Origin of the sequence: Sinorhizobium sp. NG07B (assembly GCF_002532005.1) — a bacterium.
In the GTDB taxonomy this organism is placed as follows: domain Bacteria; phylum Pseudomonadota; class Alphaproteobacteria; order Rhizobiales; family Rhizobiaceae; genus Sinorhizobium; species Sinorhizobium fredii_C.
In genome coordinates this window covers 435,263-460,410 of sequence record NZ_NWTD01000001.1, presented here as the reverse complement: position 1 = coordinate 460,410, position 25,148 = coordinate 435,263, and the positions used below count along the sequence as shown (strand labels likewise).

Sequence of the window (25,148 nt, the reverse complement as noted above, 5' to 3'; positions counted from 1 at the left end):
CTTGAATCCGGGGTTACTCCTCGATGCCCTTCGTACCGCGACGCTTCAGGTACTTGTCCCAATAGAAGTCGTCGGCATTTTCGGCCGTCACGATGGAGAGGCCGTTGTCGACGACTGGGATGCTCATCGGGTTGAAGCCGGAGCGTTTCGCGTCGTTCATCGGATCGATCAGTTCCGGATGCTTGGCAAGCCAAAGCAACATGAAGCCCATATAGCCCTGCATGCCCTGGTTCGGGTTGATCGAACCGAAGACCTCGCCGGCCTTGATCATGTCGAGGATATTTGCGTTGACGTCTGCGCACATGACGAGGACCTTTCCACCGCTTTCCTTGTTGGCCTGAGCGGCGCCGATCGCCGAATTCGCTTCCGGCATGAAGACGGCGCCGAGGTTCGGATTGGCCTGGATGATACTATTGAGGCCCTGATAGGCCTTGGTCGGATCCTGGTTGGAGGCAGCACGGCCGACCAGCTTCATGTCCGGCCACTTCTCCTCCATGCGGCCGATGAAGGCCGCGATGCGCTTGTCGTGATTGTCCTGGCCCGGGTTCTCGAGAACCGCATATTCACCCTTGCCGCTCATCTTCTCGGCGATCGCGTCGGCGGCATAGATGCCTTCGCGGGTGTTGTCCGAAGTGATGAACGACACGCGCTTGGAAAGCGGCGAGTCGGCCGCAAAGGTTACGACTGCCGTGCCCTGGCCGATCGCCCGGTTGATCGGCTCGATGAATGGGTCGGAGTTCATTGGATGGACGAGAATGCCGGCCGGGTTCTGTGCCAGTGCCTGATCGAATGTGGCGATCTGTTTGTTGACGTCATATTCCGGCGTGCCCGTATATTCAGTCTCGCAGCCGAACTGCTGGCCCGCCTGCTTGAACATTTCATAGACCGGGAACCAGTATTCGACGCCAGAGACCATGACGTTCATGACGTATTTTTCGCCGGGCTTGCAGCGGAACGGGTTCTCTGTCTCGGCGGCCGCGGAATCGGCAAAAAGCGTTGCCGCAAGGACCGCCATTGCGGTCGTGCTGAAAAAAGTGCGCAAGTGTCCTCCTCGAGGCCGAAGCCCCTCCCAAAAATCCCGAGGGCGCCCAACCCGACGCCGATCTCAGTGAAGACCGGATTTCCTCCTCGAAGTCCGGTATGGACAGCTAAACGCAAAGCGCTTTGCCTGTCAATATAATTCACTACATGAATTATAATTCACCGACGGCCGGTGACATGACAGGCGTCATCGATCGAGGCGCAAGCGATGGAATCGCCGGCTCTATCATCTCGGTCCCTAGGTGAGCTTGTCCGTCTAGGTCAGATGCCGCCCTTCCCCAAAAGCCACCGCCGCGAACGAGAGTCGTTGAAGTGAGGTCGTCAGGACCGTCTTTGGATGCGGATGAGGTCAGGAATTTACGCTAGTTTCAGTACCGTCGCCGCGCAGAGGTGCTCTTGAGCAGAGCCGGAGTGTGACTGCCACGGGTCTCCGCAAATGGCATCGATGCCTCTATACAGGCATCGATAAATGATAGCCTTGCCACCTCGGCTGTCTGAAGCCTCGACAACGCCGCACGGCAATCCCTGACTGCTTGGTAGTAACGTCTTCCATGGTTTGGCCACTCGTTCTCGAGGAAGTCGAGGGCGTCATACGGGCCACAGAACCGGCGCTCTATGCCGTTTTGCAGTCTTACCGAAAGGGCTATTCGCCAGGGGATCTCCTTCATTGAGACCTCCCATCTATGAACCTGCTATCCAACCAGGAGGCGCACGTGTCGTTCCACCGCGCGAGCCGTTAGTCCGATTCCGTACGCTGGACGAGCGAGGATGGAGCAATCTCGATTCGTGCCCTACTTTACATACCGCACACTAATGGCTTGCGCATTGATGACCTGCCCCTCGGCAAATGCTCCGAGGGGCTTTTTTAGCTCCGAAGATGAGCGCTGAAACATCTATTGGCGCGACTTGGAACTTCGTTCCGGACTCAGAAAAGCCCTGTCATAAGCCGCTGATATTCCGCTTCCGGCTTACCATAGGCGTCCCGGGCGAACTCCTCGAGGGCCTGTCTGTTCCGGATGATGATGTTCCCCCTGACCGAGCGAATGAAGCCGTTTCCTTCCAAAATATGCAGCGCGGTGGTGACGCTTGGACGACGAACGGCGAGCATCAGCGAGATGAACTCGTGTGTCAGAGGAATTTCGTCGCCTGAGACACGGTCATGACACATCAGCAGCCACCTTGCCAATCTCTCGTCCACCCCGTGCACGGCGTTCGAAATGGCAGTGTAGGTCAGCTGAATCGAGAAGGCCTCGATGCACCGGATCATGACCTTTGCGAAGTTTCGGTTACGATCCATCCACTTCCGGAATGCGGTGAACTCCATCCGGTAAGCATCTCCTTCGATCTGCATGATGACGTCGTGGACGCTTAGCTCAACACCCATCGCCGCAGAGGTTGGAATGTAACCTTCACGCCCGAAGATGCCCGCCTCTGCTCTGTTGCCTTCCGGCGTGGAGGCGACCAGCGAACCGATGCCGGATGTGAGATAGTAGACATGCTCGATGGGATCGCCGGCCGTTGCCAGCAACGACCCTCTCGCCACATTGACGGGGTCGAGATCGGGCGCGATCTGGCGATAGTCGGGCTCGGGGAGCAGGGTTAACAACTGATTGTTGATTGAGGCTTGGGAAGGAACTGCCATAGCCGTTCCCCTAGGCTGCGGAGCCAGGCACCGCGGCGCCTCGCCGCCCCGCTCAGCTCCGACCGAAACGGCCCGCACATTAGCATGGAGGCTGCCCGTCGCCAATCTGCAGAGGCACCGTCGCCCATCAGACTCGTCTCCTCGTTCGTACGGTTCCGGACCCTTGATCCGCCAGGCGCTCTAATGACTCGCCATATTGGTGAAGGGGCGTAGACTTTGCGCCGACACCGACCGGCGTTGCCCGGCACAGAGGAAAAGCTGATGAAATCCGAGCGAGTTTGGAGCTGCGACCCAATCGGGCCTGACGAGCTCAAGATGATCGAGAAAATTTTCCGAAAGGAACTGCAAGTACGGGCTCTGCCGCTGGAGTCGGAAGAAGCTCACGTCCTTGCCGCGAAGCTGATCGAAGCCTATCAGTCCGGGATTCGCGACACCACGGGTTTAGCCGCCGCAGCGAAGCGGTGTTGAGGGGCCCTGCATGCCGATCAGTCTGGCGCTGAGGCCCTTAGGCGTCGATGGATGACGTCGTGAGCATCGCAAAACTTCTGCTGATGTTGTTGGCTGTGACGACTATCAGCTATGTGTCCCTCCTCGCCGTGACGTACATCTCCCAGAGAGCCCTCCTCTATCCCGGTGCGCAACAGGCGCCTGGGCACGCAAGCTGGGGCGAGACTGTCTATATTAAGACGCCCGACGGAGAGACGCTTTTCGGACTCTATAGCCGGGGCAAACCCCGCAAGCCGGCCGTGCTATTCTTTCTTGGCAACGCTGACCGGATCGACAACTATAGCTTTCTCGCCCAAGCGCTGGCCTCACGAGGCATCGGCCTGCTGGCAATTTCCTATCGCGGCTATCCCGGGTCGACCGGGACACCGAGCGAGGTAGGCCTACTCACCGACGGAGTTGCCGCATTCGACTGGCTTGCTGCAGGATCTGAAGGCCGGATCATTGTGCTCGGCCAGTCTCTGGGAAGCGGCGTCGCCATCGATACTGCGCGGCGCAGACCGGCTATCGCCGTCATTCTCGTTTCTGGCTACCTGTCGGTGCTATCGCTCGCTCAGACGATTTACCCCTACTTCCCGGTTGCACTCCTTATCAAGGATCCGTTCCGCTCCGACCTGAGAATAGCAGAGGTCAGGCAGCCGAAGCTGTTCATCCACGGTCGGCGTGACGCTGTCATTCCACTCTCTTCGGGCGAGGCGCTATATGAAATCGCACCCAAGCCCAAGCGAATGCTGATCTACGACGGTTTCGGTCACAATGATCTTTGGGACGCCCCCATGATCGACGACATTATCCGGTTCGTGGAGACGCTTTGACGACGCTTAGCGTCAAGTAGGCGGCCGGACCTGGGTTGCCTACTCGACAACTCCGAACGGGTAATTCGGTTCGCTGAATTCATGAAGCGTGCACGATCAAGAAGCCGCTGGGTGCATAGAGCGCGAAGCGGTCGCCACAATGCCGGTTGTATTCAACCACGGCCACCTTGCATTGCGGACGGGCGGCATCTAAATTGGGCAAATGCTTGACCGTTCGTCGCAATCCCCTTCGCCGCCAAATATCCCAATGGATGCGCTAAGCGAAGTCCTGCGAGACTTTCGCTTGAGTGGCGTCAACTATGGCCGTTGCGAGCTGCGACATCCATGGAGCATCGCCTTTCCGCAACAATCGTCGCTTCGTTTTCACTTCGTGAGCCAGGGGCCGTGCTGGATCCATACGGAAACGCATGGCTGGCAGGAGTTGCACGATGGTGATCTGGTGCTGCTGCCGCAAGGCATCGCCCACCGGCTGGCCAGCGCGCCCGGTGTCGTCGACGACTCGCTCAGGAGTTGCCAGGTGACCAAGTTGGGTAGCAACGTCTGCGAAGTGGTGCGGGAGGGAACGGGTGAGACCAGCACCCTTTTCTGCGGCTCCATGGCCTTGGGCGCCGGTGCGCTTAACCCCTTGATCGCTTTGATGCCGTCAATCATCAAGGGCTGCGACGTGGCCGGCAATGACCCTATTGTTAGTCCCCTGCTAGCGGCTATGACAGCAGAGGCCGCACAGCCACAGATGGGCAGCGCAACCGTTTTATCGCGTATGGCGGACCTGCTCGTCGCGCGGCTCATCCGCTGCTGGGTTAATTGCAGCGGAGCCTCAACCACCGGCTGGCTCGCCGCCATCCGCGACCCGCATATCGGTCGCGTACTGGCCGCCATCCACCGCGACCCCGGCCATAACTGGACCCTCGACAGCCTCGCCGGTGTGGCAGGTCAATCACGCTCGATCTTCGCCGAGCGCTTCAGCGCTATTTTAGGGGAAGGTGCGGCACGTTATCTCGCTCGTCTGCGAATGCAGCTCGCCCGCGAGTTATTGGGGCAAAGCGGCATGTCAGTTGCCGAGGTCGCAACCCGTTTAGGCTATGAATCCGAGGCATCCTTCGCTCGGGCGTTCAAGCGCATCACCAACGTCTCGCCGGGCGTTGTGCGCCGCAGCATATCCGGACGAACGGACATAGATTTCGGATTTTAAGGTACATATGATCCCGCCAGACTGGTCTAAGAAGATCTCCAACCCTCGGAGATGCTTCAATGACGGATACAACATCACAGTTTGACAGCGCGCTGATAGACATTGATACCGCTGAGCCGGTCGCCTGGAGCGCGGCCACCTGGTTTGCCGTCCTTTCGATGGCGGCTACCAGCTTTGCCCTTGTGTCGGCCGAATTCCTGCCGGCAGGTCTGCTGACGCCAATGGCGAGCGATCTTGGCATTAGTGAGGGAACGGCCGGACAGGTCGTCACCGCCACCGCTTCCGTTGGCGCCGTGACGGCCTTGTTGAGCAATGTTCTCATCGGCAGATTAAACCGCAAGACGGTGCTGGTCGGTCTTAGTGCCTTGGCGATCGGCTCCAATATTCTTGCGGCGCTGGCTGCCGATTTCTGGCTATTGCTGTTGGGCCGGGCCGGATTGGGCATCGCGCTTAGCGGTTTCTGGGCGCTTTCAGTTGCCGTCGTGGCGAGGCTGGTCGGCACCAATGCGACGGGTCGGGGCATGGCGGTCGTCACCCTCGGCGTCTCGCTCGCCACCATTGCTGCGCCCTCGATGGGCGCGTTGATCAGCGACTGGCTGGGCTGGCGCAGCGCCATGGCCATGACAGCGGGGCTTGCCGCATTTGCCCTGCTGTTGCAGGTTCTTAGCCTGCCGACGCTGCCTGCGAGCACAAGCAACAGCGTTGCCGATGTCTTCCGGCTGACACGGCGGCGTGGTGTTCAACTGGGAATGCTTGCTATCCTTTTACTGATGACGGGGCATTTTGCCGGCTCCGTCTATGTGCGGCCCTTCCTCGAACAGGTGACGCTCCTTGAAACCTGGCCGATTGCCCTCGCGCTGCTGGGGTTTGGCATTGCCTCTGTGATCGGCAATATTGCCGGTGGCCGAATGGCTGACGCTGATATCCGCACGGCACTCATGGCCACCGCGGCGTTAATGGCGTTTGCTACCCTCGCTTTGGTGCTTTGGGGCGCGCATATCGTCGTCGCCTTCGGCTTCGCTATGCTTTGGGGCTTCGCTTTTGGCATGGCGCCGGTGGTGCTGCCTACCAATCTATCCCGCGGGGCGCCTGACGCGCTTGAAGCAGTGGGCAGTCTGATGGTCGTCTCTTTCCAGGTCGCCATCAGTATCGGCGCGGTGTTCGGCGGCTATGTCGTGGACAACTATGGCGCTACTGGGCCCCTAACCCTTACCGCCGTCCTTGCCGTATCGACCGTTGCACTGGCGCTGCTGCAGCCCCGCGGTTAATTTTGCTTCGGCGGCGTAACTAGCCGCCTTGGCCTGAGATGCTTGCGGATGCGGCGAAAGCTCGGCGCATCTGCGAGGTGTTCCGACATCGTATCGAGCGCGTGGGCGGTTCCTCGATCCCAGCTCGACTCGGAGTGTCACAGTTGAGGGTTGGACTTGAGCCAATTCTCGTCTGCAGCGCGCCCAAACGTCGCCATGCGATAGCGACGCGACCCAGATAATGCTCCCGCATTCTGACCAACCGCCTTCAGAGGATTAACCGCCGACCCGCCCATTTTAGGGTCAAGGTGGTTGGCGGTTAAAATGACCACGCTCATTCCTTCATTTGACGGTTACGCCTCTTTGCTCGCGGGCTTACGGACAGAATCCGAACAGCCCGCCTGAAGACGGCCGTCGCTGACGATGGGTTGTGCAAAGTTTGCGTTGACCGTTTCCGATGGGGAGGCGACACTTTCAACCTGCAACAAGGCAGGGAAAATGATGGCCGAGCCAGACAGCTGGCGCCACATGGCAAGCGCGCCGAAAGACGGCTGTCGGATCCTCGTCACGATCCCATCGCCCGCGCTCCTGTCATGGTGATCTCTTGCGTTTGCCGGCGGCTTGGGCGAACCTCTGATTCCCCCTTTCGTGAACTGGCATGCGAAACCGATGAGCAGCAAAATTTCTGAGACTTTGACCGGCATGTACTTCACGGTCGACGCTCCCGATGGGAGTTACTCCACCGGTCAAGTGATCCGTCTCGCTGCCGAAGGACTCTATTTCGTTCGGTTCGACGGGAACGAGGTGACGTTACCCCTGGAGCTCGTGACCGTTGGCGAGATGCTGGATACTACCGAAGAAGAGTACAAGCTCTGGCGGTTCTTCGACACGATCGAGGAACGAGACACTTGGATTGAATGGCTGGACGCGCCGTCAAAGCCGCGGGTCATCTCGCTTGTGAAGCCGACCAATTAAGCAAGACGAAGATCAGCAACCAATCGTAGGTCATCTGCGGACCACCTGATCGAGCCGATAGCCCTTGGCTGCCCATTCGTTCAGCACCGAGGCTGGCGAGCTACCGGGCTGCTCTACGCCGACATGAAGGTGGAACTTACCTCGACCAGGCGCCGTTTATTGCGATCTCCTTTGGTCCTTGGGTTTAGGACCTTCGTCACCACCGAGTATGATGAGGGAGACGGCGAGATAGGCGAGTTGCATAAAAGATGGCCTCTGAATTGGATTTGGACAGCGACCGTCTTATGAAGCTGGCCTAGCCAAAACAAGATCAAAGCACCACGATCCTTCGCCATCGCGCTTGACGAGCACGACACAATCATACGTCGAAAGCGTTCAGTTTATTGACGAGATAGGGTTCATTAGTTGCCCCTGCTATACTTCGACGGAAGCTTTACGCTCGAAGAGGACAAACTCATGTGGCTCAAATTGCACGACAACAATGGACCTATCTTCATCAACATGGACAATGTCACGCACTTCCAGCGGGTAGAAGGACAGCGGCGAACCACCCTCACCTTCGTCGCCAACAGCGGGACCTGCGTGACGCACCAGGTTCAAGAGTCACCCGACGAGATCATGGAAATGCTGTGGGAAGAGTGACACAGGCCCCGCTCTTCACGGCAGGGAGGGAGTCCGATGAGTTGGTAGAAACGCGAAGAAGGCCTAGACGATGGAAATTTCAGGATTACCTTCGCGTGACGCCTCACACCAAGAGAGGACACCGATAGGAAACTCCAGAGCCGAAGTTGCTGGCCGCGTAAGGGAAATCATCATCGAGCAATTGGGCGTAGATGCTGCCCTCGCTGTGGATGATGCGTCCATCGTCGAGGACCTCGGCGCTGACTCTCTCGAACTCGCTCAGATCGTGATGATGATCGAGGACGAGTTTGATGTCGAAATACCAGAAGAAGCGGCTGACGCCATTACAACGGTTGGAACTGCAATCGACTTCGTTGTAGCGTCGACTGCTAAGAGCTAGCGCGCGAAACGCCGGGGCTTATCTCCTAGACACAAAAAAGGCCGGGGCGAAACCGCACCGACCTTCCTCATCACCGCTTACCAAACCAGTGCCAGTACATCCGTGGTCAAAAGTCGAAAGCGATGCGGCAACTGCGAGCGGCGAGTCATTTCAGCGCTCATAGCAATGCCGATGCACGGGTGTATAGGTGCCGATTGTGTTCAAAACAAGTTCCGGAGACCGCGACCTGAATTTTGGGCGCTCTCCTACCGCCTTTCTCGGCGGTCCGGCCAATAAGCGCTTCTGGATGATCTTGTTCGTCCGATGGTGCTTAAGCTCGGCGTGGAAAGACGGCATGAAGATGTCGACGCCATCCTTGCGGCAGTTCCGCTCGATGATCGACTCCATGCGCCGGCTTTCCGGCAGGCGGCCGTCCGCTGCGGCCATCCGCTGATGACATGGTGCAACCCTGATCGCATACCAACGTGATCTCTTCATGCTTGTCCCTCGTTCGTCAGTGTTGACGCTGCGCAACAATTCGCCAGCATGATCACCTCTGCTTCTTGGTGCGGTAGGTAGATAAGGATCTGGATTGATGTTGTTGGCAGTATTTCCCGGCAGTCTTGGCCGCGCAGAAAAGGTAGGGCCCGCCGTTGTTGAGGGGCCACTTGCATTCGCCGGGAAGCAAATCCACTAGATGCTTGGCATATGGCAAACGCTTCGCATCGTAATTGGAGACCGGGATTGGCTCTGCCTCGTGCGGCGTGTACAGCTTACGCGTTTCAACCTTCCTTGGAGGGCATGCGGCCTTTTCGGGCCTCGTACTCCTAGATCGTTGTTTCTCCGGGAAAAACGCGCGATTTCGAAATGCGATCCCGACAATCACGTTTCGGCTGACACCGAAGCGATTTGCGATCTGCGAGGCGGAAAGATCATCCCTCCAAAGTTTCGAGGCGGCCTCGATGTCGACGGGGCGGTGCTGGATAGTCATGCCGCTTGCTCCTCTTGCGTGGGCTCTGCAGAATCGACCTTTGCCCGCATCTTGCGGCGTAGGACAGCTGCTCAGCGCTGACTTCTTTTGCGTCGGGAAGTGCCAGCATCCGCGCGAGCTCGTCGGCGGCTCCGGTGAGATTGTCGTTTCCTGGACCTTCAGACGCGTGTGCATGGCGCTCCGGTTGACGCGGACTGCGATCGGGGACCAAAACTCGTCGATGGCCCACAGGAGGAGGGACTTCCTCAATTTGTGTGGTTCACTCGCCGTAGACACGATGCCGCTATGAGCGGGCATGCAAACCAAAACGAAATGGTCGCCCAGCGCAGGGGCTGGGTGTCGCGCTCACAGATGATGATGGTTGGGTTGTTTCCGCTGCCGGACCGGCCTGCGGCATTTGCCCTGCGGACGGCGGACCCGAAATCGGCATGGCTAAGGATCCGATGCTGATCGGCCTGATCGCCAAGGCGCATCTCTATCTCGAAGCGCTGACCGATGGCTCGGGCGCAGCCCACACCGAAGTGGCCAAGCGACTGGGCGTCCATGGTCCCGACATCAGCCGCGTCTTGCCGATGGCCTTCCTCTCGCCCCGGATCACCGAAGCAATCCTGACGGGCCAGCAGGCCGCCGATCTCACCATCGCCAAGCTCACCCGCATTCTGGGCATGCCGATGAGCTGGCAGGAGCAGCATGCCTTGTTAAGCGCCTGACGATCACATCGCAGCATCACCAGCGGAACATCGCGGCTCGCCTCCGGCGCCGGAAGCGGGCCGCAGTCTCGCCTTCACGGTCCGCCAGGTCGCCAGCCAAGACGGCTGAAGGAACGCCGCGGACCGGACAAGGGAAACAGTCGCAAGAAAAATGGCAGCCAATATTAGAAATTATTTTGGCGGGCGGGAATGGCCTTCTGAGACCGGGCGGCCAAAAGCAGAGAATGAGACGCGAAAGCCAGAGAAAATGCCCGTTCACTCGACGAAAATATCGGCTATCTCGCGGAAATGTCGCGACAATTCTGAGATGGGATAGACTGTGCTTTTTGGGGAGGACTGAATGGTGCCCGGAGGCGGATTCGAACCACCGACACGCGGATTTTCAATCCGCTGCTCTACCAACTGAGCTATCCGGGCATCCTGCCTTCGGCAGCGGCTTTCGCTTTCGAAACCGTCGGGGCGCTTGGTTCGCCCCGGAAGCGAGCGGGGTTATAGCATCTTGTTCGGCGGTGTCCAGCACCAAATGACTCTTTTTCGAAGGAAATCCCCGGGGCGTGGAAAAGCCGTGAAAAGCGAAGGGATTCAGCAGGATCGGAGCAGGCTTCGGCGCCTTGCGCCGCGCTGTCAGCGATCCTCGTCGTCGTCGGCCTTCGACTCGTCGTCGGCGACGGGGATGGCGTAGGAGCCGGAAAGCCAGCGGTTGAGGTCCACGTTGCGGCAGCGCTCAGAGCAGAAGGGATAGTGCTCGCGCACCGACGGGCGGCCGCATTCCGGGCAGGGCCGAGTCGGGCGCAGGGGTTCGACATTCGAACTCTTCTTCTTGCCTTCGCCGCTCACCTGTCTTCAGCCTTCCAGCCAGCGACCGTGGACGTCGTACCCCTCGCCGATGAGGAGACTGACGGTCTCGTAGAGCGGCAAGCCTACCACATTGGTGTAGGAGCCGACGAGCTTGACGACGAAACTTCCGGCGATGCCCTGGATGCCGTAGCCGCCGGCCTTGCCGCGCCATTGGCCGGAGGCGAGATAGGTCTCGATGTCAAGGCCCGAAAGGCGCTTGAAGCGCACCTTGGTGTCGACGACCTTCTGGCGGAGCGTCCGATCCGGCGTAACGAGGCAGATGCCGGTATAGACACGATGGCTGCGGCCGGAAAGAAGGTGCAGCGCACTCGACGCTTCACTGACGAGCTCCGGCTTCGGCAGGATGCGGCGGCCGACGCAGACGACCGTGTCGGCCGCGAGAATGTAGCTCCCGTCCCAGCCCGGCTCTCCCTTGATCGCCGCCAGCGCCGCCTTCGCCTTCTCGGCGGAAAGCCGGCGGGCGAGCGAGCGGGGGTGCTCGGCGCGCTTGGGCGTCTCGTCGAGGTCCATCGGCAGCAGGCGCACCGGCTCGATGCCGGCCTGCGCCAAGAGTTCGACGCGACGCGGCGATCCGGAGGCCAATATCAGCTTTTGGGTGACTGTCATGGAAACGAGCCGCGAATCCCGGAGGTTACCGCCGCTAACGCTTACTTGAAGCGGTAGGTGATGCGGCCCTTGGTCAGGTCGTAGGGGGTCATCTCGACCAGCACCTTGTCGCCGGCGAGAACGCGGATGCGATTCTTGCGCATGCGGCCGGCCGTGTGGGCGATGATCTCATGGTCGTTCTCAAGCTTCACGCGGAAGGTCGCGTTGGGAAGCAATTCGGTGACCACGCCCGGAAATTCGAGGACTTCTTCTTTCGCCATAAAGGATGATGCTTTCTCATGTTCAAGAGCGGATGCGCCACGCATCCTTGAAAAATTTGCCGGAAACTACACAATCGCCATGGATTTGTGAACCCGCCTTGATGCCCGTTTTTTCCTGAATTCTACCCTGCGCTGCCGCTGTCGCTTTCATCCATGCAAAAGCGAAGGGCGCCGGCCCTCAGCCGACCTTCTCGCGGCCGGCGAGCCGGCTGGCGATCAGGCCGGCGAGGTGGTCCCTGACGGCGCGATAGGCGCCGACGATCTGGTCGCGCGTGCCGGTCGCCACCGTCGGATCCGGCGTCGGCCAGTAGACGACGTCCACCGCCATCGAGCGGGTCAGTTCCAGCGCCTTGTGATGGGCCTCCGGCGCCAGCGTGACGATCACGTCGAAGTAGTCGTCTTCGAGCTCTTCGAGCGTGCGCGGCTGGTGGCGGCCGATCGACAGGCCGATCTCCTCGAGGACCACATCGACGAAGGGGTCGCGCTCGCCCTGCCGCACGCCGGCCGAGGCCACATAGGTTCCCTTCGGCAAAGCGGCTTTGGCGAGCGCCTCGGCGATCGGCGAGCGGATCGCGTTCATGCCGCACATGAACAGTATCGAGCGGGGCATCTTCGATCCTGGCTCGGCGATGCCGCTCATCTCCGCCTCCGTCAGCCGCGCCAATAGAGCACGCAGACCAGGGTGAAAAGGCGCCGCGCCGTGTCGAAATCCAGCCTGATCTTGCCGGAAAGCCGATCCATCAGCGTCTGCGAGCCCTCGTTGTGGATGCCGCGGCGGCCCATGTCGATCGCCTCGATCTGGCTCGGCGTCGCGGTGCGGATCGCCTCGTAATAGCTTTCGCAGATCAGGAAATAGTCCTTCACGATGCGGCGAAAGGGGGTGAGCGACAGAATATGGGTGGCAACCGCATCGCCGCCGTCGGTCGAGATGGCGAAGACGAGCTTCGAGTCGACCAGCGACAGATTGAGCCGATAGGGACCGCCCGGGTGGCCGACCGGCTCGAACAGGTTCTCTTCCAAAAGATCGAAGATCGCAACCGCGCGCTCGTGCTCGACGTCCGGCGTCGAGCGGCCGATCGTCTCGTCCAGCACGACATCGCAGAGGCGCAAGTGGCGATCGGCCCTCATCCGGCGTCCTCGAGATTGAGGCGGATGGCAACCGAGCGGGCATGGGCCTCCAGCCCTTCCGATTTGGCAAGCGCGATCGCCGCCGGGCCGAGAATGCGCAGCTGCTCGGGCCCGAGCCTGAGGATCGAGGTCCGCTTCATATAGTCGAGCACGCCGAGGCCAGAGGAGAAGCGCGCCGAGCGCGCCGTCGGCAGCACATGGTTGGAGCCGCCGACATAGTCGCCGATCACCTCCGGCGTGTGGCGGCCGATGAAGATGGCGCCGGCATTGCGGATCTTCGGCACCACCGAATCCGGATCAGCCATCGCCAGCTCCAGATGCTCGGCGGCGATGCGGTTGGCGAGCGGCACCGCCTTGTCGAGGTCCGGCACCAGGATCACGGCACCGAAATCGCGCCAGCTCGCCGCCGCCGTCTCGGCGCGTGGCAGCGTCTTCAGCTGGCGCTCGACCGCCTGCTCGACCGCCGCACCGAAGGCGGCGTCATCGGTGATCAGGATCGCCTGGGCGCCGGCATCATGCTCGGCCTGGGCCAGCAGATCGGCGGCGATCCAATCCGGATCGTTGTCGCCATCGGCGATCACCAGAACCTCGGAGGGGCCGGCGATCATGTCGATGCCGACGGTGCCGAAGACCTGCCGCTTGGCGGCCGCCACATAGGCGTTGCCGGGGCCCATGATCTTTGCGACCGGCTGGATCGTCTCGGTGCCGTAGGCAAGCGCCGCGATCGCCTGGGCGCCGCCGATGCGATAGATTTCCTCGACACCGGCAAGCCTTGCCGCCGACAGCACGGCGGGGTTGATCGCACCGCCCCTTGTCGGCACGACCATGACGATGCGCGGCACGCCGGCGACCTTGGCCGGCAGCGCGTTCATCAGCACCGAGCTCGGATAGCTGGCGGTGCCGCCCGGAACGTAAAGCCCGACCGCATCGATCGCCGTCCAGCGCGAGCCGAGGCCGACGCCCATGGCATCCTCGTATAGATCGTCCTTCGGCAGCTGCCGGCGGTGATGCGCCTCGATGCGGGTCGCCGCGACCTTGAGCGCGCCGAGCACCTCCGGGGCGACCGCGTCGATCGCCGCGTCGATCTCGGCCGGGCTGACCGCCATCGGCGCGACGCCGAAATCGACGCCGTCGAAGCGGGCGGAATAGTCGGCGAGCGCGGCGTCGCCGCGGGCCCGCACGTCGTCGATGATGGCGCGCACGGCGGCGTTGACGTCCTCGGAGACCTCCCGCTTGGTCGTCAGGAAGGCGGCGAAGTCACGTTCGAAGCCGCTGTCGAGAAAGTTCAACCGGATTGCCAATGCGATGATCCTCTTGGTGGTGCGGCGCTCTGCTCAGTCGCCTTCGGGATGGCGCGGCCTGGACGCGGTTTCCCACGCCCCGCCGGTATCGGCAAGCTGCGCCTCGATGCATTCCACATCGAGCGCGATCGAGGCATCGCCGGCAAGCACGACCTCGACCGTGCCCTCGGGGCCCTCCCCCTTGATCAGGAAGCGCAGCGCCAGCAGATCGAGCACCGCTTCCATGTCGGCCCGGTCGAAGCCGAGCGAGCGCACGGCGCTGACGCATTTGAAGAGCAGCAGGGCGCGGCGCCGCTCGAAGCTCTTGCGCTTGCCTTCCGCCTTCTCCCAGACGAAGCGGTTGATGACGAGGGAAAACTGACGACGGCGCGGATCATAATGAATGCCGGCCACCTTGAAGACTGCGTCCTGCACATGAGCGGAAACGACCCCCAGGTCTTCCTCGTCGAGTGCCAGCAGCTTCAAAGCATCCATGCGATCCATCCCGTCCCATTCATGGCCCCACATATAAGCAGGTGGTCGCAAAGGACATAAGACGTCGCGTCCGAAACCGCAACGGTTTCAGGCGCGGGATTTTTGTGCATGTCGTGATCCCAAAACCGGCACACTTTGGGCGACATGCATCCGGGTCAATCGCTGACGCGTTCCACATGGGCGCCGCAGCGCGTCAGCTTCTCTTCCAGCCGCTCGAAGCCGCGGTCGAGGTGGTAGACGCGCGAGACCATCGTCTCGCCCTCGGCGGCAAGCCCGGCGATAACCAGCGACACGGAGGCGCGCAGGTCGGTCGCCATTACCGGGGCGCCCTTCAGGCGGCTGACGCCCTCTATTTTCGCCGTCTGGCCGGACAGCGAGATCTTCGCGCCGAGCCGCGCCAGTTCCTGCACATGCATGAAGCGGTTCTCGAAGATCGTCTCGGTGATATGGGAAACGCCGCTCGACTTGGTCATCAGGCCCATGAACTGGGCCTGCAGGTCGGTCGGGAAGCCCGGGAAGGGATCGGTGACGATATCGACCGGCCTGATGCCGGCGCCGTTGCGCACGACGCGGATGCCGCTGTTCGTCTCGCTGATCTCGGCGCCGGTGCGGCGGATCGCCTCGAGCGCGGTCGCGAGCAGGCTCGAATCCGTGTCCTCGAGGATCACGTCGCCGCCGGTCATCGCCACGGCCATGGCATAGGTGCCCGTCTCGATCCGGTCGGGCAGCACCCGGTGGCGGGCGCCCGACAGCGAGCGCACGCCTTCAATGGTGATCGTGCCGGTGCCGGCACCGGTGATCTTCGCGCCCATGGCGTTCAGGCACTTGGCAAGATCGGCGACCTCGGGCTCGCGCGCCGCATTGCCGATCACCGTTGTGCCGTTGGCAAGCGTCGCCGCCATCATCAGCACATGGGTGGCGCCGACGGAGACCTTCGGAAACACATAGCGCCCGCCGGTAAGCCCGCCTTCCGGCGCCGTGGCGTCGATATAGCCACCGTCGATCTCGATATTGGCGCCGAGCGCCGCCAGGCCCTCGATGAAGAGATCGACCGGCCGGGTGCCGATGGCGCAGCCGCCCGGCAGCGAGACGCGCGCCTTGCCTTCGCGGGCAAGCAGCGGCCCGATCACCCAGAAGCTCGCCCGCATTTTCGAGACGAGCTCGTAGGGGGCTGTGGTCGAGACGATGTTGCGGCTGGTGAAATGGATGGTGCGGGCGTAGCTCTCGCCCTGGCGCTCGCGGCGGCCGTTGACGGAGATGTCGGCGCCGTGATTGCCGAGGATGCGGATCAGCTGCTCGACATCGGCGAGATGCGGCACGTTTTCGAGCGTCAGCGTATCGTCGGTCAGGAGCGATGCGATCATCAGCGGCAAAGCGGCATTCTTGGCGCCGGAAATGGGGATGACCCCGTGGAGTTGATTTCCGCCTACGATCCTGATGCGATCCATGAGACCTCTCGCACGGGCGCCGCCCGCTTTCTCGAAATTCCGGTGTTGCTGAAGGGCGTCTCTTAGTGGAGATGCCGCGAAATTAGAAGTGCCTTGAAATGCGTCTCGACAAGAAAGGGACGAAGCCGCCGGGTGCGCGGCCTTCATCCTCCGCCGCTACTATTCGTCCGATTCGTCCGATTTTGCGGCAGGCAGCCCGGATGTCTCGTCGGCGTCGCCGGCCCGGCGGGCCCGCGCCTGCTGCTTGCGGCGCTGGAGATTGTCGCGCAGCGTCTTCGCCAGCCGCTGCCGCCTCGCCTCGGCTTCGTTCACGCCCTTCTCAACACCGCTTCGCGGCCCCGGCGCGCGCTCCTTGTCGTCGTCGTTCTGCATAATCATGGATTAGCGCAAAAGCGGGCGCCCCGGAAGCAGCAAGAGGATTTCGGACCGAGAGAAATGCGAAAAAACAAAGGCGAATTTTCAGCCACGATCTAGCCCAACCTATTGAAACCAGCGGCATTTGCGATCCGATACCGGACCTGCCGCATGCCGGCATGTCCCAACCCGACCAAAAACTTCGAAATGCGGCTTGCGCTCTCCCGCAAGCTATGGCAATAGGCCCCTCGCTTGCTGCGGCGTACTCGAAACGCCGCCGGATGCTGCTATAGCTCAGGGGTAGAGCACTCCCTTGGTAAGGGAGAGGCCGAGAGTTCAAATCTCTCTAGCAGCACCAGTTTTCTCAATAAAATCATCGTATTTGCAGAGCGGCACGGCTCCCGGGTTGAGGCCAGGATGAGCGGAGCGATTCCGGGTAACGTATTGTCGCGCAAAAGGTTCCCGCCGGATCCCTCAGTAATTCGCATGTGCCAGGACGCACATTGAGCAGCCCGCAAGATGTACTTTCCGCCGCCGATTTGGGAGATTTTCTGAAGGCCAAACGGGGGAGCAAAATGCGCAGTTACCACGTCGGAGAATAATCCCCCTCCGGTGTGCGCCACGCGGGGCCCAGAGCATCGCCGTATACCCTCCGGCAGGTCTGGGACTCGGGTTAGCTCCGCGCCTCTGGGCCCCGTCCCGTGTGAGTGCCGCTTTGCCCGCCCGGCCTTATTAGCTTTGACTGCGTTCAATAGGTCGCCTGTTGCCTCGGCGACTTGTGCCCGCGCGCACGGGACTTTAGGACCTTAGTCTTAGGAGACCGCGACAAAGGTCTTAGCCCAATTTTTCCAACGGCTTAGCGGCATATTCTACCCCTTTGAAGGGGCCTGTAATCCTTGACTGTAACGTGTGCTGTGAGAACCTTTAGTCTGTGAGGTTGTAGTAGTAGGGGCAGTCATGGCGACAATGGTTCACACCGAAAACGTGGATAGGCGGACGTTCGATGACGACGACGTGGAGTTGGCGCTCGTCCTCGCCTGCGAATTGCTTGAGATGACGCGAGAATCGATAATCCGACTCATCATTCGCGAGTGGCTACACGGATACGGCTTTCTGCCAATCCAGGAATTGGACGAGGGAAGCGAGACAGAGCGTAGCGCATGATCGCGCGTCGCTTAGCGAAGTGTCGTGACACCTTCTCAACACGGAAGACTGCACTAAGCTTCACTGCCTCACCCCACCTGGACACGATCAGTCTTCTGAGCTTTGGACTTGGGCGCACAGAAGAAGCTCAACCGACCGAAGACACTTCAGGCACGGCACTGCGCCGCCCTTCGATCTCTACTTCTCGCAAAGCCTCCGCGGTCCGTAATACGGCTGGAACGTGCAATCATCCGGTCGGAACGACCGATACGCCCTGGCACAGGCGCGGAAGTTGCAAGCTGGCGCCGAGCCCGCCACTTGTGCACCCGGCTCCTGCGGAGTGCCCTCGGCCAGTGCCGCGGTCATGAAGTTTTTCCAGATCCGCGCCGGCAGCTTGCCGCCGGTCACGTCCTTCATCGGCGTTTCGTCGTCGTTGCCGACCCAGACGCCGACGATCAGTGGTTCGGTGAAGCCGACGAACCAGGCGTCGCGGTGGTTCTGGCTGGTGCCGGTCTTGCCTGCGGCGAGCATGCCGATATCGGCCTCGCGGCCGGTGCCGCGCTCGACGACGAGCCGCAAGAGCGAAACGAGATCCGATCGGTACTGGCTGATATCGGTGGTGGCCTCCCTGGAAGGGCCGACGCGGAAGGCCTGCGGCTGGCCCTCGGCATGGAGCGACTCGATGCCCCAGGGCTCGATCGGCGCCCGGCCGGCCCTGACGGAAGCATAGGCGCCGGTGAGGTCGAGCAGGTTCACCTCCGAGGAACCAAGCGCGAGGCTCGGCGTGTCGGCAAGCTTGGCGTCGATGCCGAGTTCCCGGGCAGAGGCGATGACCTCGTCGATGCCGACCTCCATGGCGAGCGCCACGGTCGCGGCGTTCAGCGACCGCGCAAAGGCCTCGGCAATGCTGACGACGCCGCTATAGCCGCCGCCGAAATTCTCCGGCGACCAGCCGTTGATTTCGATCGGCGCATCCTCGACCGGGTCGAACGGCGTCAGCCCACGCTTCAGGGCGGCGTAGTAGACGAACAGCTTGAAGGCCGAGCCGGGCTGGCGCATCGCCGAAAAGGCGCGGTTGAAGGTGCTCTTGGTATAGTCGCGGCCGCCGACCATGGCGACGACGGCGCCCTCCGGCGTCATCGCCACCAGGGCGGCCTGCGAGACGCCCGCCTTGGTCCCCTCGCGTTTCAGCGCGTCAGCGACGACCTTTTCGGCGATCGCCTGAAGCCGCGGCACCATGGTGGTCCTGACCTTGATCGTGCCGCGATAGGGGCCGGCGAGCTCGCGGGCGTCCTGCATGATCCAGTCGGCAAACCAGCTTCCCGAGCGGACCGCCGGGCTGGTCGGCTGCAGCTTGCCGAAGTCGGCGCGGGCGACCTTCGCCTCATCCTGAGTGATCCGGTTGCCCTTGACCATCGCATCGAGGACCAGTTCCGCCTGCTGGCGGGCGCCCTCCGGATTGGTGAGCGGATTGAGCTGCGAGGGGGCGCGGATGATCGCCGCCAGCATCGCCGACTCGCCGATCGAAAGCGCCGAGACCTCCTTGTCGAAATAGATCCGCGCCGCCGCCGGCACGCCGGTGGCGCCGGCACCGAGATAGATATTGTTCAGATAGCGGGTGAGGATCTCGTCCTTGCCGAGCTTGCGCTCCAGCCAGAAGGCGATCACCGCCTCCTGGATCTTCCGCTTCCAGGTGCGGTCGCGCTCGAGATAGAGGATCTTGATCAGCTGCTGCGTGATGGTGCTGCCGCCCTGCACGACCTCGCCGGCGCCGAGATTGGTGTAGAGCGCCCGGGCGATGCCCCTCAGATCAATGCCGGAATGCTCATAGAAGCGTCGGTCCTCCCTGGCAAGCACCGCCTCGATCAGGTGCGGCGGAAAATCCGCGCGCGCCGCGTAGGATCCCTGGAACGGCCCCTGGCTCACCAGAGGCTTGCCGTCGGCGGTTTCCAGCACGACGACCGGCTTCAGCGAGCCCTCGGCGATTTCGTTCCAGGGGACATCGCGGAGCGCCCAGGCGAAGACGACGGCCAGCAGCACGAACGACGTTACGGCCGCCGCCGCTGCGCTCCGCAGCAGGATAGCGCGACGGCCGGCCGGACGCTTCGGTAAGGCCGGGCGGTCTTCGGTTGCCGCGCCGCGCCGCGCCTTCAGCCATTGGCCGGCTGATCTGCCCGCCGAACCGGCGGCTTCGGCCTTGCTGCTCGAGCTCCGCCGCAGCCGCTCTAGGGCGTCGCGCGCGGCAGCGCCGGATTTCTCACCGGCCCGACGGGCCGCAACCGGCACTTCCTCCCCAAGCGCCCGGCCAAGTCTCATCAGCGCACGGCCGAGCCCGGCGAATGCTCTCCTGGTTTTTGCAAATGCGTCGCCATCCGCGCGGCCCGGGTGATCTCGGCTCGGCACGGCTTCTTCCGGCCCCTGGTCCTCCGGGCCAATCTTCGACGCGGCATCGCTTTGCGCCATCCGTGCTCTCGATCGATCTATCACCCATGCGCAGAACGCATCGGCCGGCGAGTGGTTGCCAGAAACATGTCCAAAACATGGTGGCGCCGCATGATTGTTGCAGACCGCCCGCCAACCCCGTGAAGACATCGTTAACCATATCCACCGTTACTCGGGGAACAGCCGGGTCGCCGCCACAGGAATATCTCCATTTCACGCTTTGACAGCCGCAGCGGCAATTCACGCCTTCCTGGAGGACATGGGGATGATCAAATCGGGGCTCGGCGCCACCATCGCCGTTCTCGTCGTGTCGATCGTAGTATCCGGCATTCTCCATGTCGCGCTAACGCAGCACAGGATACAGGCGAACGCCGCCATCTCCGGCGAGATCACCTCGTCGATCCCGCGGTGACGGTCGCAGTGCGCGACAGCAACCTGCTGCGCTTCTTCGATTGTGGTACCGCCGTGCCCCACCTTCGACCCTCATTCCTGTGCTTGTCACAGGAATCCAGCCCGCCAAGTCCTTGGCTGAAAGACTCTTGCGCGCCGCCGACGCAGCGCTGCTGGATCCCTGTGACAAGCACAGGGATGAGGGCGGAAAAGCCGCCACCACCGTCCCAATTGCCGAGAGTCGCGTACTGTGACGTCTAAAGGATACACGGCACTGTAGGCGACGCGATGCTTCGACCCGCGCGCTTCGCTGACCGGTCTCTGAAGGCACACGCCCGCCTCCGTCCACAGCGGCGGCCCGTCGAACGGGACCAGCCGCACGGAACGCTGGATGATGCTGTCGCTGGGTCTTAGAAGGCGCGCTGGCGCGGCTCCGGGCGGAAATCTCCGAGTTGCGCAAGCAGCTCGTCGCAGGAGCACTTCCTCCTGTCCATCAAGTCGAGGATGCGGCGGGCGGCTCTGTTGGCCTCTGCTCCATCCTTGCCGACATTGTGCAGGGCGCACCAAACATCGAGTGCTCCGCGCATGACGTCGACGTCATCAGGCGAATAGGCTTGACGCACGAACCCCTCCCAAGGTGTACCTCAATGGGCGCATCATGGGGTATTCTGGGGGAAATACAAGAAAATAGTGAGGGACCCCAATAAGTCATATAATTGCGACATCGCGGCGCCGCTTTTTGATCGCCGCGGGTGCTAACCTCAGCTTGCCGTTCGCCGATAACGGAAGCTTAAGATTTCAACCATTAGTATGATGCCGCGATGGTGGACAATCGCACTCCTTCTTGAAACCGGCTCAGCCGGTTTCTTTTTTAGGATCATTGCTCACACCCGGACGCTCTGTTCGACGAAATCCTCCGTTCCGAAGAACTTCAGATAGCGCTGCACCTCGGCCGGGTCGCCGGTCGCCTTGCGCGGATTGTCCGACAGCTTGACGGCCGGACGGCCGTTGGCTTCGCTGACCTTGCAGACGATCGAAATCGGGTTGAGGCCGCTGATCTCGGTCGGCGCGCAGCCGGCGAAATCATTGGTCAGGTTGGTCCCCCAGCCGAAGCTCATACGCACGCGCCCCTCGAAATGGCGGTAGGTCTTGATGATCGTGTCGACGTCGAGCCCGTCGGAAAAGATCAACAGCTTGTCCTGCGGATCCCGGCCCATTTTCTTCCACCAGGCGACGATCTTCTCGCCGCCCTCGATCGGCGGGGCGCTGTCGGGCCGAAAGCCGGTCCAGTCCGCCACCCAGTCGGGCGCGTTGCGCAAGAAGGCGGCGGTTCCGAAGGCATCCGGCAGAACGATCAGCAGATTGCCGCCATAGAGCTGGTTCCAGTCCTGCAGCACCTTGTAGGGGGCGGCGGCGAGCTCCCGGTCGTTGCGGGCAAGGGCTGCGGCCACCATCGGCAGTTCGTGGGCGTTGGTGCCGAGCGCCTCGAGATCGTTATCCATGGCGAGAAGCACGTTGCTCGAGCCGGAGAAAGAGGCGCCGATGCCTTCCTTCAGCGCCTCCACGCACCAGCGCTGCCACAGGAAGCTGTGCCGGCGGCGGGTGCCGAAGTCGGAAATCCGCAGGTTCGGATAGTGCCGCAGTTGCTCGACCTTCGACCACATCTTGGCCTTGGCGCGCGCATAGAGCACGTCGAGCGTGAAGGGACCGAGGCCCTTCATCGCGGCGCGCGAGCGCAGTTCGTTGATGATCGCCAGCGCCGGGATCTCCCACATGGTGGTCTCGACCCAGCGGCCGCGGAAGGTCAGCTCGAACTGGCCGTCGCGGCGCGACAGCTCGTATTCGGGCAAGCGGAACTTCGCGAGCCAGGAGAGGAATTCCGGCGAGAAGATCTGCTTGCGGCCGTAGAATGTGTTACCGGCTAGCCATATCATCTCCTTCTTGGTGAAGCGCAGGGTGCGGGCATGATCGAGCTGGTCGCGCAGTTCCTGTTCGTCAATTTCCTCGGCAAGCCGCACGGTTTTTGTGCGGTTGATCAGCGAGAAGGTCGCGTCGACATCCGGATAGAGCTGCCAGATCATCTGCAGCATCAGGAGCTTGTAGAAGTCCGTGTCCAACAGGCTGCGGATGATCGGGTCGAGCTTCCAGGTGTGGTTATAGACCCGCCGCGCGATATCGGTCTTTGGCATCTGAGACTTCGCTCCTTCTGGATCGCCATGGGACCGCGGCGATCGATTGATCCTGCGCCGGCGCGGCTAGATCAGTTCAACGCCCGCGTCGCGCATGCGCCCGGTCATCGCGGCCAGCGATCCGTTCAGATCGATGCCGCGACAGGCACCGAGCACGACGGAGGTCGAAAAACCCTGGGCAACCGCATCGAGCGCCGAATAGGCGACGCAGAAATCCGTTGCCAGACCGCAGAGCGACAGTTTGGAGATGCCGCGCTCGCGCAGGTAGCCGGCAAGCCCCGTCGGGGTCCGATGATCGTTCTCGAAGAAGGCGGAATAGCTGTCGATGCCCGTGCGGAAGCCCTTGCGCACCACCAGTTCCGCCGGCGTCCATCGCAGGCCGGGATGAAAATCGGCTCCCGGACTTCCCTGGACGCAGTGATCCGGCCAGAGCGTCTGTTCGCCATAGGGCATCGTCACCGTCTGGAAAGGCGCCTTGCCGGGATAGCTCGAAGCGAAGCTCGAATGCCCGGCCGGGTGCCAGTCCTGCGTCAGGATGACGTGCGGCGCGGCTTCGATCAGGCGGTTGACGATCGGCACGATGTCATCGCCGCCCGCCACGGCAAGCGCGCCCCCGGGGCAGAAGTCGTTCTGCATGTCGATGACGATCAGGGCGTCTTCAGCCATGGGCCACTCCTCGCGATCGCCGACCGGCAGAGCCGGCAAATCGATTTAATCCTGCAAGATCAATCACAGAACGCGCGAGGCGGCAAGCATGTTCGCCGGCCGCTGCCGCTTCGGCACGAACTCATGCAAGCCGATCAAGGCAATCGATTCAAGGATGTTGCTGGCGGTGCCGCTTCGGTCGCGGGGAGCGTGGCGCGCAGGGGACTGCCCCGCGCGGCCATCAATTGTTGAGATCGTTGATGTTGTCAGCCACGTTGACGCCGGAATTCGCAATGCCGATCGGCCGCGCGATGAACTCCATGAACTTCGTGATGTCGACCGACGGATGGCGCGAGGCGTAGATGACATCGCGGTTCTTGATCGGGAAGGTCTGTCCGACGATCAGGCTGTCCGGGTTCGTCATGTTGAAGCGGTAGACGATCGGATAGCGGCCGACCCTGTCGGGCTGCATGCCCTTGCTCAGCATGGTGTTGAAGCGCTCCCGGCCGAGCAAACTCATGACGATGTCCGGCTCCTCGTAGCGGAAGACGAAATAGCCCTTTGCATCGATGGTCCGATCCGACCCGCCGCCGGCGAGCGCCACCGCTTCCAGCAGGTTCAGGTCGTTGGCGCCGAACTCGACCCGCTGGTTGGCGCGCACCTGGCCGAGGACCGTGAAGGTGCGCGGGTCGCGGGTGACGAAGATCTGATCGCCCGGTTTCACATGGATGTTTTCCGACGGGCTCTCGATGATCGACTTCAAGAGAACCGTTCCGGTCTTCTTGCCGCGCACCAGCGTCACATAGGTCTCGTAGGGCTGCGCCGAGGGACCGCCGGCCTTGGCGATCACCTCGTTAATGGTTTCGCTGACAAGATTGAGCGGCACCACCGAGGGGCGGCCGACGGCGCCCGAGACGGTGACGATGCGCGACGCGGTCGACGTCGAGGTGACGATGACGTCCGGCTCGACGGCCTTTTGCTTCAAGGCGTCGAGGATCGCCTGGCGCGCCTGTTCCAGCGTCAGGCCGGCGAAGCGAACGGAGCCGACGTAGGGGATCGCCGCCTTGCCGTCCGGCTGGACGACGAGATCAATGCTCGTCTGTTTCGATTCCGTTGTGGAAAACAGCCCGTCGCTGCCCGCCTCGAAAATCGTGACTTTCAGCTGGTCGCCGACGCCGATCACCACCTGGCCGACGCCACCGCCGATGCCGAAGCGGCGGCTCAGCGTCGTCGCCACATATTCGGAAACGAGCCGCGCGGACTGGCCATCGATATCAATGATGTCGAAAACGGTGGCGTTCTTCCTGCCGATCTGCGATCCCGACTGGCCGGCTTCTGCGACGATATCGCTGGTCAGCGGCCCCTCGCCCGGTACAGCCTGACATCCCGCAAGCGCGGTACAAAGCAGAAGGGCAGTCACTCGTTTCACTACGATACTCCGTATTCGGCACAGCGATGATTCCGTTCAAAAATCTGCACCGCATTCTTCCCGGCAGGAATCCGCCGGTCCCTGAAAAGCACAATCGCCGTTCCACAACAAGTCACCCGCCGTGAAGCGGGCCAAAATATTCGGCACTGCGCCTTTCCGGCCATACCGCCCTCGAAAACGGTTACGAGCTGTCGCCGTAATTGTGTTGGACGGGGATTGCAGGCCGTTTATCTAGTCCTTTGGGGTTGAAAGCTAGGCCCTATCAGTTAAAAGCTCCCTAATGCAGCAGGGGGTACAAAAAAGGGGAAAAGCGCCCAGCAAAAGTATCGCCGGTTGCAATTTTCGTTTGACGTTGCGATTGACT

At 61.8% G+C, this 25,148-nt stretch carries 28 protein-coding genes, 2 tRNA genes and 2 pseudogenes; 11 read left to right on the top strand and 21 right to left on the bottom strand.

Going from position 1 to position 25,148, the window contains the following annotated elements; translation table 11 throughout:
- Positions 1-13: 13 nt before the first annotated feature.
- The 3 genes from CO664_RS02250 to CO664_RS02240 all read right to left on the bottom strand — a co-directional run bounded on the left by CO664_RS02250 (position 14) and on the right by CO664_RS02240 (position 2,683).
- Positions 14-1,042 carry a substrate-binding domain-containing protein gene (locus CO664_RS02250; protein ID WP_097527097.1) on the bottom strand — a complete coding sequence of 343 codons (1,029 nt, stop codon included), beginning with the start codon at positions 1,040-1,042 and terminating at the stop codon, positions 14-16.
- A 367-nt stretch (positions 1,043-1,409) separates the two neighbouring features.
- On the bottom strand, positions 1,410-1,709 hold the full coding sequence (locus CO664_RS02245) for a DUF982 domain-containing protein (protein ID WP_097527096.1): 300 nt from the start codon (positions 1,707-1,709) through the stop codon (positions 1,410-1,412).
- A gap of 257 nt (positions 1,710-1,966) precedes the next feature.
- A complete protein-coding gene (locus CO664_RS02240) occupies positions 1,967-2,683 on the bottom strand; it encodes a Crp/Fnr family transcriptional regulator (RefSeq protein ID WP_037426622.1) in 717 nt (238 codons plus the stop codon).
- A 261-nt stretch (positions 2,684-2,944) separates the two neighbouring features.
- Here CO664_RS02240 and CO664_RS02235 point away from each other — a divergent pair, with 261 nt between their 5' ends.
- From CO664_RS02235 to acpP, 7 genes are all read left to right on the top strand, one after another.
- Complete coding sequence (locus CO664_RS02235; RefSeq protein ID WP_097537819.1) at positions 2,945-3,151, top strand: hypothetical protein; 207 nt, start codon at positions 2,945-2,947, stop codon at positions 3,149-3,151.
- A 59-nt stretch (positions 3,152-3,210) separates the two neighbouring features.
- Complete coding sequence (locus CO664_RS02230) at positions 3,211-4,002, top strand: alpha/beta hydrolase (protein WP_176536476.1); 792 nt, start codon at positions 3,211-3,213, stop codon at positions 4,000-4,002.
- Positions 4,003-4,204: 202 nt separating this feature from the next.
- On the top strand, positions 4,205-5,194 hold the full coding sequence (locus CO664_RS02225) for an AraC family transcriptional regulator (RefSeq protein WP_097537817.1): 990 nt from the start codon (positions 4,205-4,207) through the stop codon (positions 5,192-5,194).
- A gap of 59 nt (positions 5,195-5,253) precedes the next feature.
- Complete coding sequence (locus tag CO664_RS02220; RefSeq protein WP_097537816.1) at positions 5,254-6,462, top strand: MFS transporter; 1,209 nt, start codon at positions 5,254-5,256, stop codon at positions 6,460-6,462.
- Between the two features lie 648 nt (positions 6,463-7,110).
- The gene (locus CO664_RS02210; protein ID WP_037425886.1) at positions 7,111-7,416 is read left to right on the top strand and encodes a hypothetical protein; all 306 of its coding nucleotides are present in this window, start codon (positions 7,111-7,113) and stop codon (positions 7,414-7,416) included.
- Between the two features lie 456 nt (positions 7,417-7,872).
- The gene (locus CO664_RS02205; RefSeq protein ID WP_037425977.1) at positions 7,873-8,058 is read left to right on the top strand and encodes a hypothetical protein; all 186 of its coding nucleotides are present in this window, start codon (positions 7,873-7,875) and stop codon (positions 8,056-8,058) included.
- Positions 8,059-8,182: 124 nt separating this feature from the next.
- Complete coding sequence (gene acpP, locus CO664_RS02200; protein ID WP_097525645.1) at positions 8,183-8,437, top strand: acyl carrier protein; 255 nt, start codon at positions 8,183-8,185, stop codon at positions 8,435-8,437.
- A 276-nt stretch (positions 8,438-8,713) separates the two neighbouring features.
- On the opposite strand, the pseudogene CO664_RS31085 reads toward acpP, so the two are convergent.
- The 3 genes and pseudogenes from CO664_RS31085 to CO664_RS31080 all read right to left on the bottom strand — a co-directional run.
- Positions 8,714-8,914: pseudogene (locus CO664_RS31085) on the bottom strand (hypothetical protein); the annotation flags it as partial.
- Positions 8,915-8,966: 52 nt separating this feature from the next.
- Entirely contained in the window at positions 8,967-9,407 is a 441-nt protein-coding gene (locus tag CO664_RS02190; RefSeq protein WP_097537814.1) for a GcrA family cell cycle regulator, read from the bottom strand.
- Positions 9,404-9,647 (bottom strand): annotated as a pseudogene (locus CO664_RS31080) (hypothetical protein); the annotation flags it as partial. The pseudogene CO664_RS31080 and the gene CO664_RS02190, both read right to left, overlap by 4 nt.
- Positions 9,648-9,835: 188 nt before the next feature.
- Between CO664_RS31080 and CO664_RS02180 the strand changes: the two are divergent.
- Positions 9,836-10,117 carry a hypothetical protein gene (locus CO664_RS02180; protein WP_097537812.1) on the top strand — a complete coding sequence of 94 codons (282 nt, stop codon included), beginning with the start codon at positions 9,836-9,838 and terminating at the stop codon, positions 10,115-10,117.
- Positions 10,118-10,458: 341 nt separating this feature from the next.
- On the opposite strand, the gene CO664_RS02175 is transcribed toward CO664_RS02180, so the two are convergent.
- The 10 genes from CO664_RS02175 to CO664_RS02130 form a co-directional block, all read right to left on the bottom strand.
- A tRNA-Phe gene (locus CO664_RS02175) sits at positions 10,459-10,534 on the bottom strand.
- Between the two features lie 207 nt (positions 10,535-10,741).
- A complete protein-coding gene (gene yacG, locus CO664_RS02170; protein ID WP_037425901.1) occupies positions 10,742-10,954 on the bottom strand; it encodes a DNA gyrase inhibitor YacG in 213 nt (70 codons plus the stop codon).
- Positions 10,955-10,960: 6 nt separating this feature from the next.
- A complete protein-coding gene (locus tag CO664_RS02165) occupies positions 10,961-11,581 on the bottom strand; it encodes a Maf-like protein (protein WP_097525642.1) in 621 nt (206 codons plus the stop codon).
- Between the two features lie 41 nt (positions 11,582-11,622).
- A complete protein-coding gene (gene infA, locus CO664_RS02160) occupies positions 11,623-11,841 on the bottom strand; it encodes a translation initiation factor IF-1 (RefSeq protein ID WP_014327290.1) in 219 nt (72 codons plus the stop codon).
- Positions 11,842-12,019: 178 nt separating this feature from the next.
- Complete coding sequence (locus CO664_RS02155; protein WP_037425909.1) at positions 12,020-12,481, bottom strand: low molecular weight phosphatase family protein; 462 nt, start codon at positions 12,479-12,481, stop codon at positions 12,020-12,022.
- 11 nt (positions 12,482-12,492) lie between these two features.
- The gene (locus tag CO664_RS02150; RefSeq protein WP_097525640.1) at positions 12,493-12,969 is read right to left on the bottom strand and encodes a UPF0262 family protein; all 477 of its coding nucleotides are present in this window, start codon (positions 12,967-12,969) and stop codon (positions 12,493-12,495) included.
- Positions 12,966-14,270, bottom strand: a complete 1,305-nt coding sequence (gene hisD / locus CO664_RS02145; protein ID WP_097537811.1) for a histidinol dehydrogenase — start codon at positions 14,268-14,270, stop codon at positions 12,966-12,968. Before hisD ends, CO664_RS02150 begins: the two co-directional genes overlap by 4 nt.
- 33 nt (positions 14,271-14,303) lie before the next feature.
- Positions 14,304-14,744 carry a DUF2948 family protein gene (locus CO664_RS02140; protein WP_097538561.1) on the bottom strand — a complete coding sequence of 147 codons (441 nt, stop codon included), beginning with the start codon at positions 14,742-14,744 and terminating at the stop codon, positions 14,304-14,306.
- A 155-nt stretch (positions 14,745-14,899) separates the two neighbouring features.
- A complete protein-coding gene (gene murA / locus CO664_RS02135) occupies positions 14,900-16,192 on the bottom strand; it encodes a UDP-N-acetylglucosamine 1-carboxyvinyltransferase (RefSeq protein WP_097525638.1) in 1,293 nt (430 codons plus the stop codon).
- A 159-nt stretch (positions 16,193-16,351) separates the two neighbouring features.
- Complete coding sequence (locus CO664_RS02130) at positions 16,352-16,570, bottom strand: hypothetical protein (RefSeq protein WP_037425919.1); 219 nt, start codon at positions 16,568-16,570, stop codon at positions 16,352-16,354.
- Between the two features lie 259 nt (positions 16,571-16,829).
- Here CO664_RS02130 and CO664_RS02125 point away from each other — a divergent pair.
- Positions 16,830-16,904: transfer RNA gene (locus tag CO664_RS02125), tRNA-Thr, on the top strand.
- A gap of 599 nt (positions 16,905-17,503) precedes the next feature.
- On the top strand, positions 17,504-17,710 hold the full coding sequence (locus tag CO664_RS31075) for a hypothetical protein (RefSeq protein ID WP_050988378.1): 207 nt from the start codon (positions 17,504-17,506) through the stop codon (positions 17,708-17,710).
- A gap of 177 nt (positions 17,711-17,887) precedes the next feature.
- Here the strand turns inward: CO664_RS31075 and CO664_RS02115 are convergent, their stop codons facing one another.
- Positions 17,888-20,152: a PBP1A family penicillin-binding protein gene (locus CO664_RS02115; RefSeq protein WP_097525636.1), complete on the bottom strand. Its 2,265-nt coding sequence runs from the start codon at positions 20,150-20,152 to the stop codon at positions 17,888-17,890.
- A gap of 244 nt (positions 20,153-20,396) precedes the next feature.
- Between CO664_RS02115 and CO664_RS02110 the strand changes: the two genes are divergently transcribed.
- Positions 20,397-20,543: a hypothetical protein gene (locus CO664_RS02110; RefSeq protein ID WP_082912172.1), complete on the top strand. Its 147-nt coding sequence runs from the start codon at positions 20,397-20,399 to the stop codon at positions 20,541-20,543.
- Between the two features lie 388 nt (positions 20,544-20,931).
- Here the strand turns inward: CO664_RS02110 and CO664_RS02105 are convergent, their stop codons facing one another.
- The 4 genes from CO664_RS02105 to CO664_RS02090 form a co-directional block, all read right to left on the bottom strand.
- The gene (locus tag CO664_RS02105) at positions 20,932-21,144 is read right to left on the bottom strand and encodes a hypothetical protein (RefSeq protein ID WP_037378445.1); all 213 of its coding nucleotides are present in this window, start codon (positions 21,142-21,144) and stop codon (positions 20,932-20,934) included.
- 261 nt (positions 21,145-21,405) lie between these two features.
- Positions 21,406-22,710 (bottom strand): nicotinate phosphoribosyltransferase, encoded by a 1,305-nt coding sequence (gene pncB / locus CO664_RS02100; RefSeq protein WP_037425925.1) that lies wholly within the window; start codon positions 22,708-22,710, stop codon positions 21,406-21,408.
- 66 nt (positions 22,711-22,776) lie between these two features.
- Positions 22,777-23,376: a bifunctional nicotinamidase/pyrazinamidase gene (gene pncA / locus CO664_RS02095; protein WP_097525635.1), complete on the bottom strand. Its 600-nt coding sequence runs from the start codon at positions 23,374-23,376 to the stop codon at positions 22,777-22,779.
- A gap of 220 nt (positions 23,377-23,596) precedes the next feature.
- A complete protein-coding gene (locus CO664_RS02090) occupies positions 23,597-24,784 on the bottom strand; it encodes a polysaccharide biosynthesis/export family protein (RefSeq protein WP_037425932.1) in 1,188 nt (395 codons plus the stop codon).
- Positions 24,785-25,148: the final 364 nt, after the last annotated feature.

Bases quoted from the DNA above. Each gene is read 5' to 3' on its own strand.
- CO664_RS02245 (WP_097527096.1), bottom strand. From the start codon at position 1,709: ATGAAGGAGATCCCCTGGCGAATAGCCCTTTCGGTAAGACTGCAAAAC.
- CO664_RS02240 (WP_037426622.1), bottom strand. From the start codon at position 2,683: ATGGCAGTTCCTTCCCAAGCCTCAATCAACAATCAGTTGTTAACCCTG.
- CO664_RS02235 (WP_097537819.1), top strand. From the start codon at position 2,945: ATGAAATCCGAGCGAGTTTGGAGCTGCGACCCAATCGGGCCTGACGAG.
- CO664_RS02225 (WP_097537817.1), top strand. From the start codon at position 4,205: ATGCTTGACCGTTCGTCGCAATCCCCTTCGCCGCCAAATATCCCAATG.
- CO664_RS02220 (WP_097537816.1), top strand. From the start codon at position 5,254: ATGACGGATACAACATCACAGTTTGACAGCGCGCTGATAGACATTGAT.
- CO664_RS02210 (WP_037425886.1), top strand. From the start codon at position 7,111: ATGAGCAGCAAAATTTCTGAGACTTTGACCGGCATGTACTTCACGGTC.
- CO664_RS02205 (WP_037425977.1), top strand. From the start codon at position 7,873: ATGTGGCTCAAATTGCACGACAACAATGGACCTATCTTCATCAACATG.
- CO664_RS02190 (WP_097537814.1), bottom strand. From the start codon at position 9,407: ATGACTATCCAGCACCGCCCCGTCGACATCGAGGCCGCCTCGAAACTT.
- CO664_RS02180 (WP_097537812.1), top strand. From the start codon at position 9,836: ATGGCTAAGGATCCGATGCTGATCGGCCTGATCGCCAAGGCGCATCTC.
- CO664_RS02165 (WP_097525642.1), bottom strand. From the start codon at position 11,581: ATGACAGTCACCCAAAAGCTGATATTGGCCTCCGGATCGCCGCGTCGC.
- infA (WP_014327290.1), bottom strand. From the start codon at position 11,841: ATGGCGAAAGAAGAAGTCCTCGAATTTCCGGGCGTGGTCACCGAATTG.
- CO664_RS02155 (WP_037425909.1), bottom strand. From the start codon at position 12,481: ATGAGCGGCATCGCCGAGCCAGGATCGAAGATGCCCCGCTCGATACTG.
- CO664_RS02150 (WP_097525640.1), bottom strand. From the start codon at position 12,969: ATGAGGGCCGATCGCCACTTGCGCCTCTGCGATGTCGTGCTGGACGAG.
- CO664_RS02140 (WP_097538561.1), bottom strand. From the start codon at position 14,744: ATGGATGCTTTGAAGCTGCTGGCACTCGACGAGGAAGACCTGGGGGTC.
- murA (WP_097525638.1), bottom strand. From the start codon at position 16,192: ATGGATCGCATCAGGATCGTAGGCGGAAATCAACTCCACGGGGTCATC.
- CO664_RS02130 (WP_037425919.1), bottom strand. From the start codon at position 16,570: ATGATTATGCAGAACGACGACGACAAGGAGCGCGCGCCGGGGCCGCGA.
- CO664_RS31075 (WP_050988378.1), top strand. From the start codon at position 17,504: ATGGCGACAATGGTTCACACCGAAAACGTGGATAGGCGGACGTTCGAT.
- CO664_RS02115 (WP_097525636.1), bottom strand. From the start codon at position 20,152: ATGGCGCAAAGCGATGCCGCGTCGAAGATTGGCCCGGAGGACCAGGGG.
- CO664_RS02110 (WP_082912172.1), top strand. From the start codon at position 20,397: ATGATCAAATCGGGGCTCGGCGCCACCATCGCCGTTCTCGTCGTGTCG.
- pncB (WP_037425925.1), bottom strand. From the start codon at position 22,710: ATGCCAAAGACCGATATCGCGCGGCGGGTCTATAACCACACCTGGAAG.
- pncA (WP_097525635.1), bottom strand. From the start codon at position 23,376: ATGGCTGAAGACGCCCTGATCGTCATCGACATGCAGAACGACTTCTGC.